This is a genomic window from Gellertiella sp. DMC107 (assembly GCF_056313605.1).
The window spans coordinates 887,022-904,267 of sequence record NZ_JBQUZZ010000002.1; the positions used below are offsets into that span (position 1 = coordinate 887,022).

General features: G+C 59.7%; 14 protein-coding genes. 8 read left to right on the forward strand and 6 right to left on the reverse strand.

The window, feature by feature from the left end:
- Positions 1-154: 154 nt before the first annotated feature.
- Complete coding sequence (locus ACT54B_RS09720; RefSeq protein ID WP_476044550.1) at positions 155-1,495, reverse strand: aminotransferase class I/II-fold pyridoxal phosphate-dependent enzyme; 1,341 nt, start codon at positions 1,493-1,495, stop codon at positions 155-157.
- A 301-nt stretch (positions 1,496-1,796) separates the two neighbouring features.
- On the opposite strand from ACT54B_RS09720, the gene ACT54B_RS09725 reads away from it, so the two are divergent.
- From ACT54B_RS09725 to ACT54B_RS09735, 3 genes are all read left to right on the forward strand, one after another.
- Positions 1,797-2,549 (forward strand): outer membrane protein, encoded by a 753-nt coding sequence (locus ACT54B_RS09725; RefSeq protein WP_476044551.1) that lies wholly within the window; start codon positions 1,797-1,799, stop codon positions 2,547-2,549.
- A gap of 135 nt (positions 2,550-2,684) precedes the next feature.
- Entirely contained in the window at positions 2,685-4,178 is a 1,494-nt protein-coding gene (locus ACT54B_RS09730) for a sensor histidine kinase (protein WP_476044553.1), read from the forward strand.
- A gap of 2 nt (positions 4,179-4,180) precedes the next feature.
- A complete protein-coding gene (locus ACT54B_RS09735) occupies positions 4,181-4,567 on the forward strand; it encodes a response regulator (RefSeq protein ID WP_476044555.1) in 387 nt (128 codons plus the stop codon).
- Between the two features lie 87 nt (positions 4,568-4,654).
- Here the strand turns inward: ACT54B_RS09735 and ACT54B_RS09740 are convergent, their stop codons facing one another.
- Positions 4,655-5,563: a LysR substrate-binding domain-containing protein gene (locus tag ACT54B_RS09740; RefSeq protein ID WP_476044557.1), complete on the reverse strand. Its 909-nt coding sequence runs from the start codon at positions 5,561-5,563 to the stop codon at positions 4,655-4,657.
- An 18-nt stretch (positions 5,564-5,581) separates the two neighbouring features.
- Here ACT54B_RS09740 and ACT54B_RS09745 point away from each other — a divergent pair, with 18 nt between their 5' ends.
- The 4 genes from ACT54B_RS09745 to ACT54B_RS09760 all read left to right on the forward strand — a co-directional run bounded on the left by ACT54B_RS09745 (position 5,582) and on the right by ACT54B_RS09760 (position 8,671).
- Positions 5,582-6,277 (forward strand): NADPH-dependent F420 reductase, encoded by a 696-nt coding sequence (locus ACT54B_RS09745; RefSeq protein ID WP_476044558.1) that lies wholly within the window; start codon positions 5,582-5,584, stop codon positions 6,275-6,277.
- 35 nt (positions 6,278-6,312) lie between these two features.
- Positions 6,313-6,690, forward strand: coding sequence for a GFA family protein (locus ACT54B_RS09750; protein ID WP_476044560.1), 378 nt, complete (start codon positions 6,313-6,315; stop codon positions 6,688-6,690).
- Positions 6,691-6,782: 92 nt separating this feature from the next.
- Complete coding sequence (locus ACT54B_RS09755) at positions 6,783-7,520, forward strand: type 1 glutamine amidotransferase domain-containing protein (RefSeq protein WP_476044561.1); 738 nt, start codon at positions 6,783-6,785, stop codon at positions 7,518-7,520.
- Between the two features lie 356 nt (positions 7,521-7,876).
- The gene (locus ACT54B_RS09760) at positions 7,877-8,671 is read left to right on the forward strand and encodes a DUF2066 domain-containing protein (protein ID WP_476044562.1); all 795 of its coding nucleotides are present in this window, start codon (positions 7,877-7,879) and stop codon (positions 8,669-8,671) included.
- 51 nt (positions 8,672-8,722) lie between these two features.
- Here ACT54B_RS09760 and ACT54B_RS09765 read toward each other — a convergent pair whose 3' ends face one another.
- Entirely contained in the window at positions 8,723-9,610 is an 888-nt protein-coding gene (locus tag ACT54B_RS09765) for a LysR family transcriptional regulator (protein ID WP_476044563.1), read from the reverse strand.
- A 210-nt stretch (positions 9,611-9,820) separates the two neighbouring features.
- Here ACT54B_RS09765 and ampC point away from each other — a divergent pair, with 210 nt between their 5' ends.
- On the forward strand, positions 9,821-10,972 hold the full coding sequence (gene ampC, locus ACT54B_RS09770) for a class C beta-lactamase (protein ID WP_476044828.1): 1,152 nt from the start codon (positions 9,821-9,823) through the stop codon (positions 10,970-10,972).
- A gap of 977 nt (positions 10,973-11,949) precedes the next feature.
- Here the strand turns inward: ampC and ACT54B_RS09775 are convergent.
- The 3 genes from ACT54B_RS09775 to ACT54B_RS09785 all read right to left on the reverse strand — a co-directional run bounded on the left by ACT54B_RS09775 (position 11,950) and on the right by ACT54B_RS09785 (position 17,131).
- On the reverse strand, positions 11,950-13,053 hold the full coding sequence (locus ACT54B_RS09775) for a hypothetical protein (RefSeq protein ID WP_476044564.1): 1,104 nt from the start codon (positions 13,051-13,053) through the stop codon (positions 11,950-11,952).
- 470 nt (positions 13,054-13,523) lie between these two features.
- The gene (locus ACT54B_RS09780) at positions 13,524-15,863 is read right to left on the reverse strand and encodes a hypothetical protein (protein ID WP_476044565.1); all 2,340 of its coding nucleotides are present in this window, start codon (positions 15,861-15,863) and stop codon (positions 13,524-13,526) included.
- Positions 15,860-17,131: a hypothetical protein gene (locus ACT54B_RS09785; protein WP_476044566.1), complete on the reverse strand. Its 1,272-nt coding sequence runs from the start codon at positions 17,129-17,131 to the stop codon at positions 15,860-15,862. Before ACT54B_RS09785 ends, ACT54B_RS09780 begins: the two co-directional genes overlap by 4 nt.
- Between the last annotated feature and the right edge of the window lie 115 nt (positions 17,132-17,246).

Sequence of the window (17,246 nt, forward strand, 5' to 3'; positions counted from 1 at the left end):
CGCGCGCACTCATTGCAAACATCATCCGGCGTAAGGGGTCCCGGCCCATGGCCACGGACAGCCGGACTGTGCCCGATCGACCCCGCGGAGACGCAACGAAAAAGCCGCCGGACAGGATCCGGCGGCGGAGGAAGAGCAGAAAGGGGGGCCGGCCTTAGGCTGCCAGCGTCGTCCTTTCGGCGATGGGGCCCGTCAGAAGGGCCAGATCTTCGCGGGCGGCGGTGACGGCCTCGGAGAGAATGCTGACCGCCTTGCGGATATTCTCTTCCGTGTGGCCCGCCATGACCTGCATGCGGAACCGGGCCGCGCCCTTGGCCACAGCCGGATATTCCACCAGGTTGGACAGCAGGCCGAGGTCCGGAATGCGACGGCTGACCAGACGGGCAAGGCCTTCCGAGCCCATCTTCACCGCCACGATGGCCGAGGGGTCGCCGTAATATTCGAAGCCGTTCTCTGTCAGCGTCGAGCGCAGCAGGTGAACATTCTTCATCAGCGAGGCGCGAAGACGGGCGCCTTCTTCCGACTGGATGATGTCGAGCGCCTTCAGGACGACCGCCGACTGCATGGGGGACAGCGCGTTGGAGAAGGTCGCCGACGGGCTGTAGAAGCGAAGATATTCCTTCAGGGCGCGGCTGCGGCAGGCCACGAAGCCACCGTTGGACGCAAATGTCTTGGAGAAGGAGCCCATGACGAGGTCAACCTTGCCCAGCATGTTCTGAAGACCGATGTGACCGGTTCCATCGCCCAGCGCACCAAAATCATGGGCGACATCCACCACCAGACGGGCGCCGTATTCGTGAGCAAGCTCCTGGAAACGGGCAATATCGGGCGTATCGGAGTCCATGGAGAACAGGCCCTCGGTAATCACGAGAATACCGTTTTCCGTATCGCGGGCGCGGATCGATTCCAGCTTCTGCCGGCAATGATCGAGATCCAGATGACGGAACTGATAGATGTTGCGGGTCGCCGCATTCGCGCCTTCCTGGAGGCAGACATGCGAGAGCGTATCCATCACGATATGGTCGGCCGAGCGTACGAGACCCTTGATCACGCCATATCCTGCGGCCCAGCCGGTCGGATACAGAATGGCGTCTTCCATCTGCAGGTAATCGGCCAGGCGACGCTCCAGCGCCACCGAAAGATTGGTATTGCCGACCAGCGCCGAAGAGCCCGCGCTATGCACGCCGTAGGTCTTGATCGTTTCCACCGCCGTTTCCTTGATGGCGGGATGAGACGACATGCTCAGATAGTCCTGCGAGGCGAAATTGACGCCGTAGATTCCGTTGCCGCGATCGTCGGCTGCAGCGCAGACCGTGCCCGGACCGGCTTCCGTCGAGCGGGAGAAGGGCCAAAGGCCGTTTTCACGACGGTTGTTCTGCCAGGCGTAGAAGGCGTCACCGCGTTCGGCGAGATCCGTGCCGCTCTGAACGCGAAAGTCGCGCATGCTGCCACCAAGGGCGTCGATGGCTCCGTGATTGAAGGTATCCTTGATCATGTCGGTCTGCTCTCTGTCTGTTATTGTTATGGGACTTTTTTAGTCCGCAATTTTTTTGCAATACGATGATTTAGCAATGTCCTTTAAAGCGAAGTTAAAGCGCACCGCGCCGTAAAACCTATGGATAAGCGGGCGTTACGCTTCAGGGTTAGCGGCCGGTTAGCGCGCCGCAAAGATCAATCCCGCAAGGAAAGGAGAGCACCGACAGCAACATGGTAAACTGGGCGTGGCTGCGTTTAGTCTTAATTAACCATAGATGAGTAGGTTTAATTAATAACTTTAGCCCCTCAAGGATTTTGCCATGTTCGTGAAATGCGACACGCTTCGGAACGATCGCCTGGCAACGCTGCGTACGGCCATGATAGCCCTTGCCGCGGCTACTGCCGGTCTTGTCTCGACCTCAACCTATGCAGCCGACCTCACGCCCGGAATGGATGATGGTTCCTCCGGCGCCTATGACTGGTCTGGCGTTTATGTCGGCGGTGTCGTCGGCTACACCTGGGGCAAGGATCGCCTCACCGAATACGCGACGGCCACCGGCGCGCCGCGCAACATGGCCTTCGATTATGACCTCGATGGTTTCTCGGGAGGCCTCAAGGCAGGCGCCAACTTCCAGAGCGGCGATTTTGTCTACGGTGCGGAAGCGGATGTCGAACTGACCAGCATCGATGGCACCTTCATCGACGATATCCAGCATCTGGGCCGGGGGGATGACAGCTATGCCTGGCAGGCCTCGCTGCGTGCCCGTGCCGGTTTCGCCATGGATCGCATGATGATCTATGGAACGGGCGGTCTGGCGGCGGCGCGGATGAAGAACCTCTACACGCTCGTGCCCTATCATATTTCCGAAGCCATCGAAGACACACGATATGGCTGGACGGCCGGCGCCGGCGTGGACTACGCGGTCACCGACAATGTGATCGCGGGCATCGAATATCGCTTCACGAAGTTCAACCAGTTTACCAATGTCTCCACGGTCGCCTTCCCGGGCATTTCCGGCACGCAGGAGCCGATGACCAACAGCATCAAGGTGACCTTGAGCTACAAGTTCTGAGACAGTTCCGTCCGGGTTCGGGAAAGTTTGGGCAGGCGTGTCTAACAAAGGCACGCCTGCTTTAACGTATTCTCAATCGCACATGCCATAAAGTTATGATGTACGCGCTTATAACCACACCCACGCGGCAGGCTGATGCGAACCTCACTCACGATTTCACGGCTGATAACCATGCTCGACAAGGCGGTCGACTGGTTCGTTCCAGCTTCTCTTCAGGACAACAAGAACCTGAGGAAACAGGCGCGCCTGTTCCTGCTCAGCCACCTGTTGGGCCCCTTCATCGGCAACACGGTGCCGCTGGCGCTCTATCTCTTTGACCCGACACCCAGCTGGGACATTGCCGTTCTCGCCGGATCGATCACCGGTTTCTGGATCTTCCCCTTCGTGCTGCGGCAGACCGGCCGGTATAATACGCTGGCCCTGCTCTCCATCCAGAACCTGATGTTCTGCATTCTCTGGAGCTGCTATTTCTACGGTGGGGTCACGTCCCCCACCTTGCCTTGGGTTCTCACCATTCCGCTTCTGGCTTTCTTCTACATCGGCGAATCCCTGAGCCTCCGCTTCTGGGTCCTGTCGATGTTTGCGGCCAATTCGATCGGCTTTGGTGTCGTGTCCTACTATGTCCCGGCCCCGGAACACGGCATCCCGCTCCCGGCGATGCAGGGGCTTGGCATTGTCTCCACCATGGCCGCATCGGCCTATGTGGCGATGATGGCGGTCTATTACGCCCGGTCGCTGGCCTCGCAAGCCGAACTGGAAGTGGTGATGCGCGACCAGCGCACCACTGCCCAGCACTTGCGTATCGCCGCGGCAGAAGCGGAGCGCGCCAGCAAGGCGAAAGCCGAATTCCTCGCCAAGATGAGCCATGAGCTGCGCACGCCCTTGAACGCCGTGATCGGCTATAGCCAGATGCTGCTGGAGGAGGCCACCGATACCGGCGACACCGATGATGTGCCGGATATCGAGCGCATTCATGCGGCTGGCGTGCATCTTCTCCGCCTCGTCAACAACGTGCTCGACCTGTCCAAGATCGAGGCCGGCCATATGGAGCTTTTTCTCGAAAACTTCTCGCTCCGCGCCGCGCTCGATGCCGCCGTCGGCGATGTGCTGGTGCAGGCCGAACAGAATGGAAATGTGGTCCATGTCTCCATCGACCCGTCCATTCCCACCCTGCACGGCGATCTGAACAAGACACAGGCCGTCGTGTTCAACGTGCTGCGCAATGCCTGCAAATATACCGAGAACGGGACCGTCGACATTTCCTGCGTGCCCGTCGCACTGCCCTGCGGCGATGCGGTCCGCATCTCGATCCGCGATACGGGCATCGGCATTGATCGCAAGGATCTCGCCCATATTTTCGAGCGCTTCACCGTCGTTGAGGACGAGACGTCCAGCAAGTATGGCGGGACGGGCATCGGCCTTGCCCTGACCCGCGAGCTGTGCCGCCTGATGGGCGGTACGATCGAGGTGGAAAGCGAACTCGGCAAGGGCAGCACCTTCTACATCACCCTGCCGGTACATATCGAAGAGGGCGGCCACATCCCCGCGAAATCCGCCGAATATGACCGGCTGGCCGGCTGGACCGAAGCCACACTTACCGATGCCACCGTCAAGCTGAAGGTTGCCTGACCATGCCCAAGATCCTGATCGTCGAAGACAATGAAATGAACCGTGACATGCTCGTGCGGCGGCTTCAGCGGCATGGCTTCGAAATCTGCACGGCGGTCGATGGAGCGGGCGGCATTGCCGCCGCGGAAGCCGACATGCCGGATCTGATCCTCATGGACGTGGCGCTCGGCGAAATGGATGGCTGGGAAGCCACCACCCGTATCAAGGCCAACCCGCGCACCAGCCATATTCCGGTCATCACGCTCACGGCCCATGCCTTGTCGAGCGATCACCGCAAGAGCCTGGATGTCGGCTGCATCGATTTCGATACGAAACCCGTGGACATGCAGCGCCTGCTGGGCAAGATCAATCATGCGCTGGCCGTCACCGCGCCGGCCGAGGTTGCCTGAAACGGCCTCCGCCAATCTGGATGGCTGACGACGTCCGCAGGCAAGCCCGCTTCTCACAGATCGGCCCGGCTCGCCGACCGGCATGCCTCACGCGGCGCATAATCCTATGAGCCAGCGGGTCAAGGGGTCCCGGTCGTTCCGCCGGTGCCAGAAAACAGAAACCGGAAAACGCCGCACCTCGAGCGGCGGCTCGGCCAGCACAAGGCCGAAGGCCGGTGCGAATTGCCGTGCGATCCGCCCCGGCAGGGTAACGATTGCCCGGGCATCGCGAACCGCCGCCAATGCCGGAAGGAAGGACGGCAAGCCAAGCAAGATGTGGCGGCTCAACCCCCTTCCGGCCAGCAAACCATCGACAATGCCCTGCATGTCTCCGCCGGGGGAGACCAGGACATGCTTCGCCGCGCAATAATCTTCAAGCGAAAGATGGGGCGCCAGCGGAAGGATGTCGGGCATTCCGGCCACCAGAAATGTCTCCTCGTAAAGTTTCTGCCCGACCAGTGCCTCCGGTGTGTCCCATAGAAAACCGAGCGCCAGATCAACCCGTCCCTCAACCAGCGCTTCGATGGCCGATTGACGTCCGAGGGGGGCGACCGAGATCTTGAGGCGGGGTGCCAGCTCCGCAATCCGCGCGGCGAGACGGGGCAGAAGCACCGCCTGCTCCGCATCCAGCGCGGCAATCCGCACCACCCCGGCCGCCGTTTCCGGTTCGAATGCGTGAACGGTTCGCAGAGCCGACCGCAGGGACGTCACGACCTCCGATACCGGCAGCTCCAGCGCCAATGCCGCCGCCGTCGGCTCCATGCCGTGCGGCCGGCGGAGGAAAAGCTCGTCCCGGAAGATGTCGCGAAGCCGCCGCAGCGCCTGGCTAATGGCCGATTGGGTCAAGCCGAGCTCCTGGGCCACGGCCGAGGCCTTCCGGTGCCGCATCAATCCAAGAAAGACCAGCAACAGGGTGAGATCGAGCTTGCGGAGTTCGTTATTGCTTAAGTCAGTCATTAGACGATTTCAATTTTTGTGCATTCCGTTTTGTCCTATCCTTCTCCCGTTGCCGAAATCAAGGAGAAACGCATGCGGATTGCCATTGTAGGAACCGGTCGCGTCGGCGGCGCGATCGCCATGGGGCTGAAAGACAAGGGCCATGATGTCGTTCTGGGCTCGAGAGACCCGCAGGCACCGGAGGCGAAGGCTTTGGCCGAAAGCACCGGAGCCCGTCTGGCAATGCCGGCAGAGGCCGCCGCCGGTGCGGACATCGTCATCCTCGCCCTGCCTTGGCCCTCGGCGGAAGCCGCCGTCAAAGCGTTGGGCGACCTGAAAGGCAAGATCGTCCTCGACTGCATGAACCCGCTGGGCATGACGGACGGCGTGCTGTCGCTGACCGTCGGCCACACCACCAGCGGCGCAGAAATACTCCAGTCCTGGATCCCGGGCGCACACGTCGTCAAATCTCTCAATCAGGTGGGCGCGGAAATCATGGCGGACAACCGGCATCTGCCGCATCGTCCCGTCCAGTTTCTGGCAGGCGACGATCCTGATGCAAAGAGCCGGGTTGCGGATCTTCTGATCGATCTGGGTTTCGAGCCTCTCGATGCCGGCGATCTCATCCGGGCGCGGCTGCTCGAACCCTTCGCCATGGTCTGGATCAACCAGGCCCTGCTGCGCGGCAAGGGCCGGGAATGGGCCCTTGCGGCCGTATCGTCCAAACGGCCCTGACCTGTCAATCCTCGAACACAGACCGGGAGAACCCGATGAACGATAGACTGAAAGCCCGTTGCCATTGCGGCGCGATCCACCTGTCCATGCCCGCTTCTGCCGCCGGCGTTCTTGCCTGCCACTGCAACGACTGCCAGAAAATGCACGGGAATTTCAATGCTTTCCTCGCCGCACCCGTCGCCGAGGTGGAGCTGGAGGGCGAGGATGCGCTGGTCTGGTATCAATCGTCCGAAACCTCCCGGCGTGCCTTCTGCCGCACCTGCGGGGCTCGGATCCTGAAAGAGGTGACGTCGGCCGGACGCTGGCTGGTATCGGCAGGCCTCATCGACGGTCCTTCGGGCCGCCGGATCGTCAAGAATCTGTGGGAGCAGTCTCGCCCCGACTGGTACGAGCTTCCCGCCATACCCTCCTGAAAACCCGTTGATACGGTCGGCCTGCCGACCCGAAAGCCCCGGAATTGCCGGGGCAAGACCCTGCACGTCCCTATCCAAGAAAGGAAAGAAAGATGTCCGCATCTATCGATACACATGGCAAGAAGCGCATTCTGATCATCGCCGCCAATCCCGGAATCTCCCCCACCACCGGATGGCCGGTCGGGTTCTGGTGGGCGGAGCTCACCCATCCCTACTGGACCTTTGCCGAGGCCGGCTACGACATCGACATCGTCAGCCCCCAGGGCGGCCGGCTGGTCGCCGATGCCTATTCCGATCCGGAAGATGCATCCGGCTATTCCGCCCATGATATCCTGTCGCTGGGTTTCAAGGCGTCTCCCGCCCATGCGGCATTGCTGGAAGAGACCAAGGCCCTCGCGGATGTGGACCTGGCGTCCTATGATGCGATTTTCGTTGCGGGCGGTCAGGCACCGATGGTGACCATGATCGATGACCACGCCCTGCATGATTTTGTGGCCCGCGCTTTCGAAGCCGGTAAACTCGTTTCCATCGTATGCCATGGCGCCTGCATTCTGCTGAAGACCCGCCTTTCGACGGGCGAGCTCCTGGTCAAGGGCAAGACCTGGACAGGCTTTGCAAACAGCGAGGAAGCCTTTGCGGACAGTTTCGTCGGTCAGCGCATCCAGCCCTTCTGGATCGAGGAGGAGGCCCGGAAGATCCCCGACACGAATTTCATCGTATCGGGCCGGTTCAAGCCCTTTGCCGTTCGCGATGGCAATCTCATTACCGGCCAGCAGCAATATTCCGGCGCCGCCGCCGCCGCTCTGGTGGTCGAAGCGCTCGGCCGTTAAGGCAAGACGTGTCGCGGACCGGTACGGCCGCTTGGCCGGCAACGGCCTTGCGTCCCCGTCCGTGGCGACACGAATCCCAGGATTTTCCCCGACGGGCGTGCCCGGCCCCCGAAAAGGCACCCCGTTTCCTTCGGCTGATGACCCTTGATCGGCCTGGAACAGAGACCCACCCCATCGCCGTGAAACCTTTCCGCATCGGTGGGACGGAGGGGAGGGCGCCTTTCGATAAAAGGTCCCCGATCTGGACAGCGGGGGTCTTGGAATGGGCGCGGGCTCCCAAGGATTGAATCCAGTCCGCCAATATGTAACCTCTTAGACAGTTACGATTCGATCTTCAAAACTGTGGGAGGGAACCGATGAAACGGGGCCGCAGGACGTTTTCCAGCCTTCTCCTTGTTCTCGTTTCGGTTTGGGCCGCGAAGGCGGAACCGGTCGATGCGCTCTACACGTCAAAGGCAATCGTGACCGGCACGGGCGAAAAGAACCGCCAGCCGGGGTTTCGGGACTGTCTCGAGCGCGTCCTGGTTCGTGTCTCGGGTGATCCGCGACTGCTGACCCGGCCGGAAATGGCGGGCCTGCGCGCCCGCGCGGCGCTGTTTGTAAAGTCGTTCACCTATCGTGACCGGCTCGCCGGCAAGCCGATTCACGACGAGCAGGGCAGCTACGACCGACCGCACGACCTTACCTGCCGCTTCGATCCCGCGGTGGTGGATCCTCTGCTTGCCGCGCTCGGCAGCCGCCCCTGGCTGGAACGGCGCCCGGTCCTGGCCGTCTTTCTGGAGGTCCGGCGGGGATCGCCGCCTTACCGGCTCAACAGGCAGGACCCGCGCGATCAAGCCATGCGGGAGGCCTTCGTTCAGGCCGCATCCCCGATGGCGATGCGCGTCGTTTTTCCGCCTGCCGAGGTTAGCAGTCAGTCTGCGGGAGGTGAAACGGACGCGCGGGCTGCACGAGACTATGGCGGAGATTTGCCTCTTTACGGCACGCTTGCCTGGAGCGACGCGGATCTGGGCTGGGTGGCGACCTGGGGTCTGGAGCCGGAAGGCAAGCGGTTTCGTTGGACGGTCCGGGGCGTCAATTTCGATGAAGCCTTCCGGGTTGGAATCCGCGGTGCGGCGCAGATCCTGTCCGGCCATGGCTTGCCCGAATGACACGGGAAGACAGTGTCTGACGGGTTTGCCCGGGAGACGGGATGGTCGGCTTCAGGTCGTTCCATCGCCGGAAGCGATCGCGATGAGCCATTCGCGAAAGGCTGTCATGGCCGGCGTATCCTGGCGCGATTGCAGGCGCGTCAGCCAGTAACTGCCCGTCAAGACCGATAGCGTGAAGGGCTGGCGAACGACATCCGCCTCCAGGGCCCGGGTAAACATGCAGGGCGGAGCCAGCGCAATGCCCGCGCCCTGCATGGCCGCTTCCATCATGGCCAGCGAGGAATCGAACACGATGTTGCGGGGCCGCGCGGGCGGGTTCTGAAGACCCGCCGCGTCCAGCCAGAGTGTCCACTCGTCGGCGCGATAGGAACGCAGCAGGGTGAAACGGAAGACATCCGCTGGCGCTTTCAGCTGCTCGGCGATCATGGGAACGCACAAGGGTGACAGGGGCGCGTTCAGCAGATGCTGGGCATCCAATCCCTGCCACGCACCGGTTCCGAACCGGATGGCAAAGTCGAGCCCTTCGGCAGCAATATCCACGCGGTTGTTGTTTGTTGAAAGACGCAGGTCGATGAAGGGATAGCGCGCATGGAAGTCCGAAAGGCGCGGCAGCAGCCATCCGACTGCAAGGGTTCCGACCGCCCCGACGGTCAGGACGTCCCGGAACTGTCCGGACTGGAACCGCTCAAGGGAGCCGGCAATATGGTCGAAAGACTCCTTCACCGTCGGAAGGAGCGTCTCTCCCTCCAAAGTCAGCATTAGCCCCCTTGGCAGGCGCTTGAACAGCGAGACGCCAAGACTGGCTTCCAGGCTCTTTACCTGATGGCTGACGGCGGCCTGTGTCACGCAAAGCTCTATGGCGGCCCGGGTAAAGCTGAGATGGCGCGCGGCGGCTTCGAAGGCGCGCAACGCATTGAGTGGCAGGTGCGGACGGACCAAATGACCTACTTTTTCTAATGGCTGGGTCGAGATATCATCATTTGTCTCTTCCTTCAAAGCTTTCTATAGCCGAACCGACAGCCAGCTTAAGCCCTTGCTTGGGGTTGATAAGTGGGCTGTTTAACAGGCAGCGCTGACGTTCCCTTCCCATGGCCGATGTTCGCGACGTTCGGCCGGACCTATGAACAGGACCCGACTGACATGAGGAAAATTAGCCATTACAAGGCGACAGCCCTACTCCTGCTCGTGCCCTTGCTGAGCGCGGGCGCGAAGCCCCCGGAACAGGAACGCCTGCAGCAGATCGTCGACGGCGCCGTTGGTCCGGTGCTGAAGGCGAACGACATTCCCGGCATGGCCGTGGGATTGACGATCGACGGCAAGCGGCACGTCTTCAGTTATGGGACCGCGTCTCCCGGTGAGACAGTACCGGTCGATGCAAACACGCTTTTCGAGATCGGCTCGATCAGCAAGACCTTTACGTCGGTCCTAGGCGCTTGGGCGGCCGAAACCGGTCGCCTTTCGCTGGACCAGACGGCCGGGCAACGGGATGGCAGACTTCGCGGCGGCAGCATGGACCGGGTAACGCTGCTGCAACTCGCCACCTACACAGCGGGAGGACTGCCGCTTCAGGTTCCGGACGGTGTCACGCGGGAAAACTGGGTGAATTATTACAAGAATTGGCAGCCCGAATATGAACCGGGCGCCTATCGCCTCTATTCGAATGCGAGTATCGGCCTGTTCGGCCATCTGGTCGCGGAAAGCATGGGAGAGCCTTTCGACCAGCTGATGGAGAAGACACTCTTGCCCGCGCTCGGGCTGCAAAGCACCTTCATCCATGTGCCGGGGAGTGAAGCGCCCAGATACGCCTTCGGCCTGTCGAAGAACGGACAGAAAGTGCGCGTTACACCCGGTCTGTGGGACGCGGAGGCCTATGGCGTCAAGACATCCGCTGACGATATGCTCCGTTTCCTGGAGGCCAATATCGACCCGGACAGGCCAGAGGGCTCCTTGAATAGGGCCATTGAAAGTACCCATAAGCCCCGGTTTCGCGTCGGACCCATGGCCCAGGGGCTCGGCTGGGAGATATATGCCTATCCGACCAGCCTTGCAGCGCTGATCGAGGGAAACTCTCCCGAAATCGTGCTGGAGGCAAACAGGACGACGGCCATAACCGACACAACGCAGCCGGGCGCCGAGGTTCTGCTGAACAAGACCGGCTCCACCGGCGGCTTTGGCGCCTATGCCCTGTTCGTTCCGTCAAAACGGTTCGGCATCGTGGTGCTTGCCAACAAGAACTACCCGATACCCGATCGCGTAACCCTCGCTCACCGCATCATGTCTGCCATCCTGTCTGACAAGTAAGACCACCCGACGACACCGCCTACAGAGGGCGGTGTCTCCCCACTACGCTCCCAGGGCCCGGAACCTGATTCAGGACCCCCGCGCGAAGCCCCAACGCTCTTTCGGCCATCGCCGGTGGGGACAAGCAAGGCATCTGGATGAAAGCAATGACAGACCAGCTGCCCGTCAACAGACAATCAAATTCAGGCGGCAAAAGGTTAGGGAGAAAATTGGCTGATGATTTTTTTATTTTAGCATGTCGCTTGCCGTATGTGTCCGAGACAACCGTAATTTAAAACAACTAATAAAGATTTGAGGGTTCAGGAAAATCAAAGAGATAAGGGAATCATATTGCTAGGAAGGCCGATGTAAGCCGGGCACGGCCGGGACAAATCAGTCGTCAGTTGCTGGGAACGGGACGCACAGATACGGGATGAAGCCTCCCAATTCCGGGCCTCAAGTGCTTGAGTGGGAGCCGTCGATTGTCGTTTCGCGGGATTGAATTGTCGTTATGTGGGATGGAGTTGTGCTTAAGCGGGTTCGGCATGATTTGTTGTGGGAAGGGCTGCAGCTTTCGCGAGGTGTAGACGCGGATGAAGTTCTCACATGGATCCAGTAATAAGTCACTGCCTCGGAAAGGCCGTAAGCTGTGTTGTTGGGATGTGCTGCCAGTTGCAATCGGCCTCTCCGACGAGGAACGTCTTCGGTGTCTCGCTGTCAAAACTTCCGCCGGGGAGTGGCAATATCTTGTAACCGATACATTGTTCATATCTCGGAGCGGCTCCACCGGCAGCCAGCCACCTTTCATGTAACGATATGGACAGGGCTTCCGCGCCGAACTCAATGAGCTCGTATGGGTCAGTGAGAATATTCCACGCCGAAACACACTCTCTGAAGGCTGTATCGCCGCGACCAAGGTCGTGGATGGCAAGATGTTCGTTTGCCTTTATGCGTAATGCTCCAGCGGCACACTGTTTACCGTTTACCGCAAGCAGTTCTCATGACGACAATTCCGACACCCCTGCCAAAGTCTTGAAAACACTCTCGGGACCGGCACTTAGGGGATCCCCGTTCACAAGCCTGTCTTCCGCCCAGGCAATCCACTCCGCTACGGTCCTGCCGCCTACCTCCGCCGACGGATCCATGTCGGCAGCTTTCAGCGCCTCCAGGAATGTCCGGGCGAGTTGCGCTTCCCGATGCTGCTCTGCGAACTGGACGAACTTTCGCCACCGGTTGTCGTCTTTCTTCCGCCGTTGCTGCTCTTCATAACGCAACCGCTCGGCAATCAGGCGCTGGCGCTCCTGTTCCTCGCGCTCCTTGCGGCGCTGGACCAGCAAGGGACCCGCTGCGACAAAGGTGGCTACGATGTCCGGCAGAAGGCTTTCCAACGGGGCTTCGTCGGTATCCTGCCATTCGCGGCTCAGGTTCCCGGGGAGGTGGGTCTTGATGACGAAGACGAGAACCTCTGTCACCTCCATTTGGTAACGCCAGCCCTTGTCGTCACGCGTGGCATAGCTTTTCTCAAAATCGCTAAGCGGCCTTCGGCCCCTTTTCTGCTTCTGGCGGATCAGGAATTCGACCGGCTCGCCGTCCATTTCGGCGATCAGCTCCTTTCGGTCTCCCTCGGTCACCCGACCGCCACGCTTTTCCAGCGCCTTGAACAAGGCATCGAGAATGCGATGCTGCCGCTGGGTACTGTCGCTAATGTCATCCGGCATCATCCATTTACGCATGTTCGGGTCCCGCTCCCTGCGGGCCTCCCGCACGCGCTTCTCCCGGTCCTCGATCCAGTCCGCAATGATCCTATGCGGCCGGAAGATACGATCTGCAACCAGGATCTCGGCGGATTCCGCCTTGGCCTTCTCGATCGCTTTCCTCACCTCGACGGGGGTTTCGGGTTTCGGTTCCGGGGGAGGGGTCGGCCGAATGATGGTTTGTGCCGGAATGCCTTGCTTTGCGGGCGGCAGACGGTATTTGACGACCTTCTGGCCTGCGGCAACCTTCGCCCAATAACCCCGGGGAGGATAGGGCACATCCAAGCGGTCGCAGATTTTCGCGAGTCCGTTGCCGGATATACCATACTCACCGGCAAGCCGGGACATTGGTGTTTCCCAGACCTGGCGGAACAACTCTTCACGTGTGACGGTGACAGGGTGCTTTCGAACAGAGTCGGACATGGTGACTAATCAACCATTTGAAAAAACGTGATAAACTTTGCCGTTTTAAGTCGGCTATATTTTCTCGGTTTCATCTTTGTAACCCTCACCCATTTCGTCACCGTAGTGCACGAGTTGCTTCGCTCCTTTGACCGAAAGCGCCGTTGGTATTCCCGCCCCTGATGCTCACGATTTCCTTGGTCTTGGCCAAGCGAAAGGCGGGGTCCAGTTCCGCTTCCAGTTTTTCCTGAGCAGACAGGGGTGGAACGCCGCTCCATTTAGTTGGTCTGGGTATTAGTCGACCGACGAAGTAAGTCGACAATTTTTTCGTTTCTAGTCGTAGCGGCAAGTTTAAAATGCTTGCTTCAACTTCAGGTCTTAAGTCGGCTGTCGTTTCAGTCTTCCTCGTCATCATCTTATCCGCGTGCGATGTCCAACAGGAGGTCCGGATTAGTGCCTTTGCCTTCCAGCTCTTCCCTTACCTGCTCGAGGATGTGAGCGTATTTTGCTTTGGCTTTCGCTCGGCTCGGCGCACCTAGGTCCTTGATTGTGTCATCGACACTCTGCATCAACGTATCGGCGATCGGGTCCAGACCAGACACCAAAGCAAAGGGATCTACCAGTCGCCAGCGCAGAAGACCCACCAGGAGGAAGGGCGCATACATGAAGCGGGTGTATGACGTTCCTCTGTTTATCCTAAACTCGATCAATATCCGCCGCGCAACGAGAACCACATCTTTGCGTGAGAGAGCCTTTGGCGCGGTCTCAGAACGAGAGAGCATGAAAGCCATGGCCGCTGTTTCTCGCTGCCAGCTCCAGTCCTGCACGGGTTTCTGCAGTATCTTGTGTATCGCTGCATGTTCATGCGCGCTTTTGCCGACTATTCGGCCAAGGCCCTGATATGCAAGTATCCAATGGCTGCCATACGTCATCAGCCTGTGTCCGCGAACCTGCTGATCCCAGGCTTCCAAGAGCCAGACGGTCACTTCGTGGGGGCAGAGTCTAAATAGCCAGGTGAGAAAACGAAGAGAATCGTTGCCGTCCTTGACTTTGCCATCAAGCCGGTCGCGCACATGCTGCATAGCTCGCGCGATCAGGTGGTGAAGCTCGGCTCTTATTTCTTGACCGACCTCAGGCGGAAACTCCCCGTCGCTCGAAATTGCGTATCGGCCGGAGGGTCGAGCGGAAAACTTGTCAGCCAACAATTTCCAGTCGACGTCTTCACGACTTGCCTGAGCAGATATGATCTTTAAGAGGCCGTCGCCCCTGGCATTGTCCAGCCAGACGTCCATGCCGTAAGGGAGGATGAGGCGGGACGGTATTGTCGGGGCGGGCTTCTCAAAAGAAGCCAGTAGATCCTGCCAGGTTTGCGGCAATTCCTCTGCCGTATCCCAATCGACTTGGAATTGACGAGCCAAGCTCTCCGAGTAAAGCAGGATCTTTGCCCGGCCCGAAGCAGGAGTTTGCTCAACCCAGACGTCTACCGGCGTTTGCGTTGCTAGTTTTCCCCCAATCGGGACTGCTGCCTTTCGCGGCCGATCAGCCATCTGCTTGTGGATGAAAACTGAAAACTGTTCTTGGCGCGCCTGGATCGCAAACCGCGCCGGCTTCGGGCTTCTGTAGAGTTCACCCGCTCGAAGTGTCGATTTGGGATCGACCAGATCGTAGCTTTCGGCACCCTGCCGGGTCTGAACGATTGTTGAAATTTGGGGCAAGAAATCGAAGTACACCGGCTGCTGCCGACTAAGGCGACGGGCGGCGATCAACGCCCCCTCAGCGACCGCTTCAACAGGAAGATCAATCAGCTGCTCTCCCACAATATGCCTCAGCTCACTCGTTAGGCGAGCTCTGACAGAACCTTCCGTCAGCGTCTCAAAAAGAACGAGGTGATATCCCTTTGTCGTCTCCGCTAGTCGTTTCGGCAATTTCAGGTCATCCAGCGGCAAGGACGGAGGAGGTATCAATGTTTGCCAGTCACCATTATCGAGGCGAAGGAGTTCGGGATGCGCGGGTAAACCCAGGGCCAGCTTCCCTGGTGATTTGGTCCACTCAAGCGAACTCTGCGCGCGACCGGCCTCGCCTTGCTGTACGCTGGAAGTAGCGAGCGCCCAAAGGCCTTGGTATCCGCATTCCGATGCCAGCATCTCGCCAGGTTGGCTACGCTCCGGGGCAAGAATGGCCTCATTTGTATCGCTGTCCAAGCGGATTTGCAGTATCTGTACCGCAAGACCGTGCGTCGAATGACAGATCACACACACCTTCAGGGGACTATCGATAAGGCCGCCCTCGATTGCGTAGAGAGCCGCTAGTACAGGCCTCCAGACCAGAAGGGGGCTTGAAACACGCGCCTTGCGAAGCGCCTGAAGCATGCGCTCCTGCAGGAGCTCACTGGCACCCGGCACGTCATCAATACTCGCTACGCCGAAGCCAGCTCCTGGTAGCAAACCATTTAGAGCGGCAGTGAGAGCCTCTGCCGATGGTGTCGTGTTGGACAAAACGTCGGTTATTCTCATTCGGTTTTCGACTTTGCCGATGGTTCCCCAACCTGCGCCGAGTCCATGCGGCGCCAACATCGCCTGGGCTCCCCCAACCAACTGAGCACTTCTGCCCTCGCCGACACGTACGAGGACGCCCGCAACGCCACCATATGAGACCGAACTTGGGACTTCTTCTTCGTCCCCATCCGGGCGGATGACCCAGTTCCGGCAACCGAAGTCACGCCAGCCGTTGAGATCATAACCACACAGCTTTTTCACCGGGCGCTCCGATAAATTTCGCTGCGTGCAAATGTTCTTATCGCTTCAAGTCCAAATCTTAGCCCTTCACCTGAAGCATCAAGGGCAATTCCATGGACATGTGTTCGGGACCCGCGCGCATCTTGAACCTCAGCGGTCCCATGCGCCGGTGTCAGGATGAGACCGTGACGCAATGTTTCATGAGCACTCAACTGCTGGATTTCAAGCACCCGATGGTGCGCCTGGGCGACGCCGTCCTTGAGATCGATACGGGAGAGGGCATGAGGTGTCCAAACTGCCACGCGGCGCGGCAGGTCTGTTCTGCTTATATCGGTTATACGCAGAGCAACATGCGCGCGGGCGAAACCGAGAAGCGTACCAGGCGCTTCCGGCCGGGCCTGCACCTCGACTATACGCTCAAGGGACTTTAGCCAAAACACGGCGATAGGCCTGTCCTGGTGGAACCATCGGCCTAGGGTTGCCTCCGAACGCCACATTATGGGTGACTGGGCGATAAGTTCGGCGTCTTCCAATTCGTTAAGTGCAAGGACAATCGCGAGAACACAAAAATCCGTCCAGGTTTCCGCCTGCCAGGCCCATAGATCGTCAATGACGATCTGCTCTCGCAACAGGCGTTTCCACGCCTCATAGATCCTGTTGTAGCTGCGATCCTGCATCAAAACGTAGTTAGGCGTTATGCCGGCATCCGCTACTCTGACATCCAGACTGTCCAGAAGTTGAGCGAAGGTCCTGCAGAACTTCGCAAAAGCCTCGACCTGCCCAAGCCGTCGGCTCGCCTTGGCCTTAGGGTGTTCCTTCATCCATTCACGCGCCACATCCGATGCCAGCAGAGTATACGCATGGACAACACGGTTTTCCGGTGTGTCAAAGTTTTCCCGGCGCACCGTAGCCAGGACGCGCTGGCTCGCTCCGGCGCGTTCGGCAATGGTTCGGCCAGGCTGCCGAACGAGCCATCGCATTGAGGCCCGGTCCATTTCCTGCACCCTGTCCAGCGATATGCGTTCTCGTGCCCGCCGCAGGACGCGCCGAATTCGAGGTTCAAGGTCGCGCAAGTGCGGCAACACTTCACGGGCCTGGCGGACAATCTCCGCCATACGAGGATCCTCTTCGTTTTCGGCTCGCTCCCAGGCATCGCGTAGTCTCGGCCAAACATTAAGAGGATCATCGAGCGCCTCGCCAAGCTCCTGCACGCGCGCCAGGACTTCATTCATGCGCCGAAGGCAGGCACGAGCTTCACTCTCTTCCGGCGTCTCCTGGTCTTTAGCCATCCGTGGCCGTACCGGGAAGCCTGTCCGCTGCGGCAGGACACCGTGGCCTCTTCGCGGGTAGGGATGGAGAAGGAGTTCTGTAGGGGTGTTCCTCAGGACTGACCGCATGAGCACG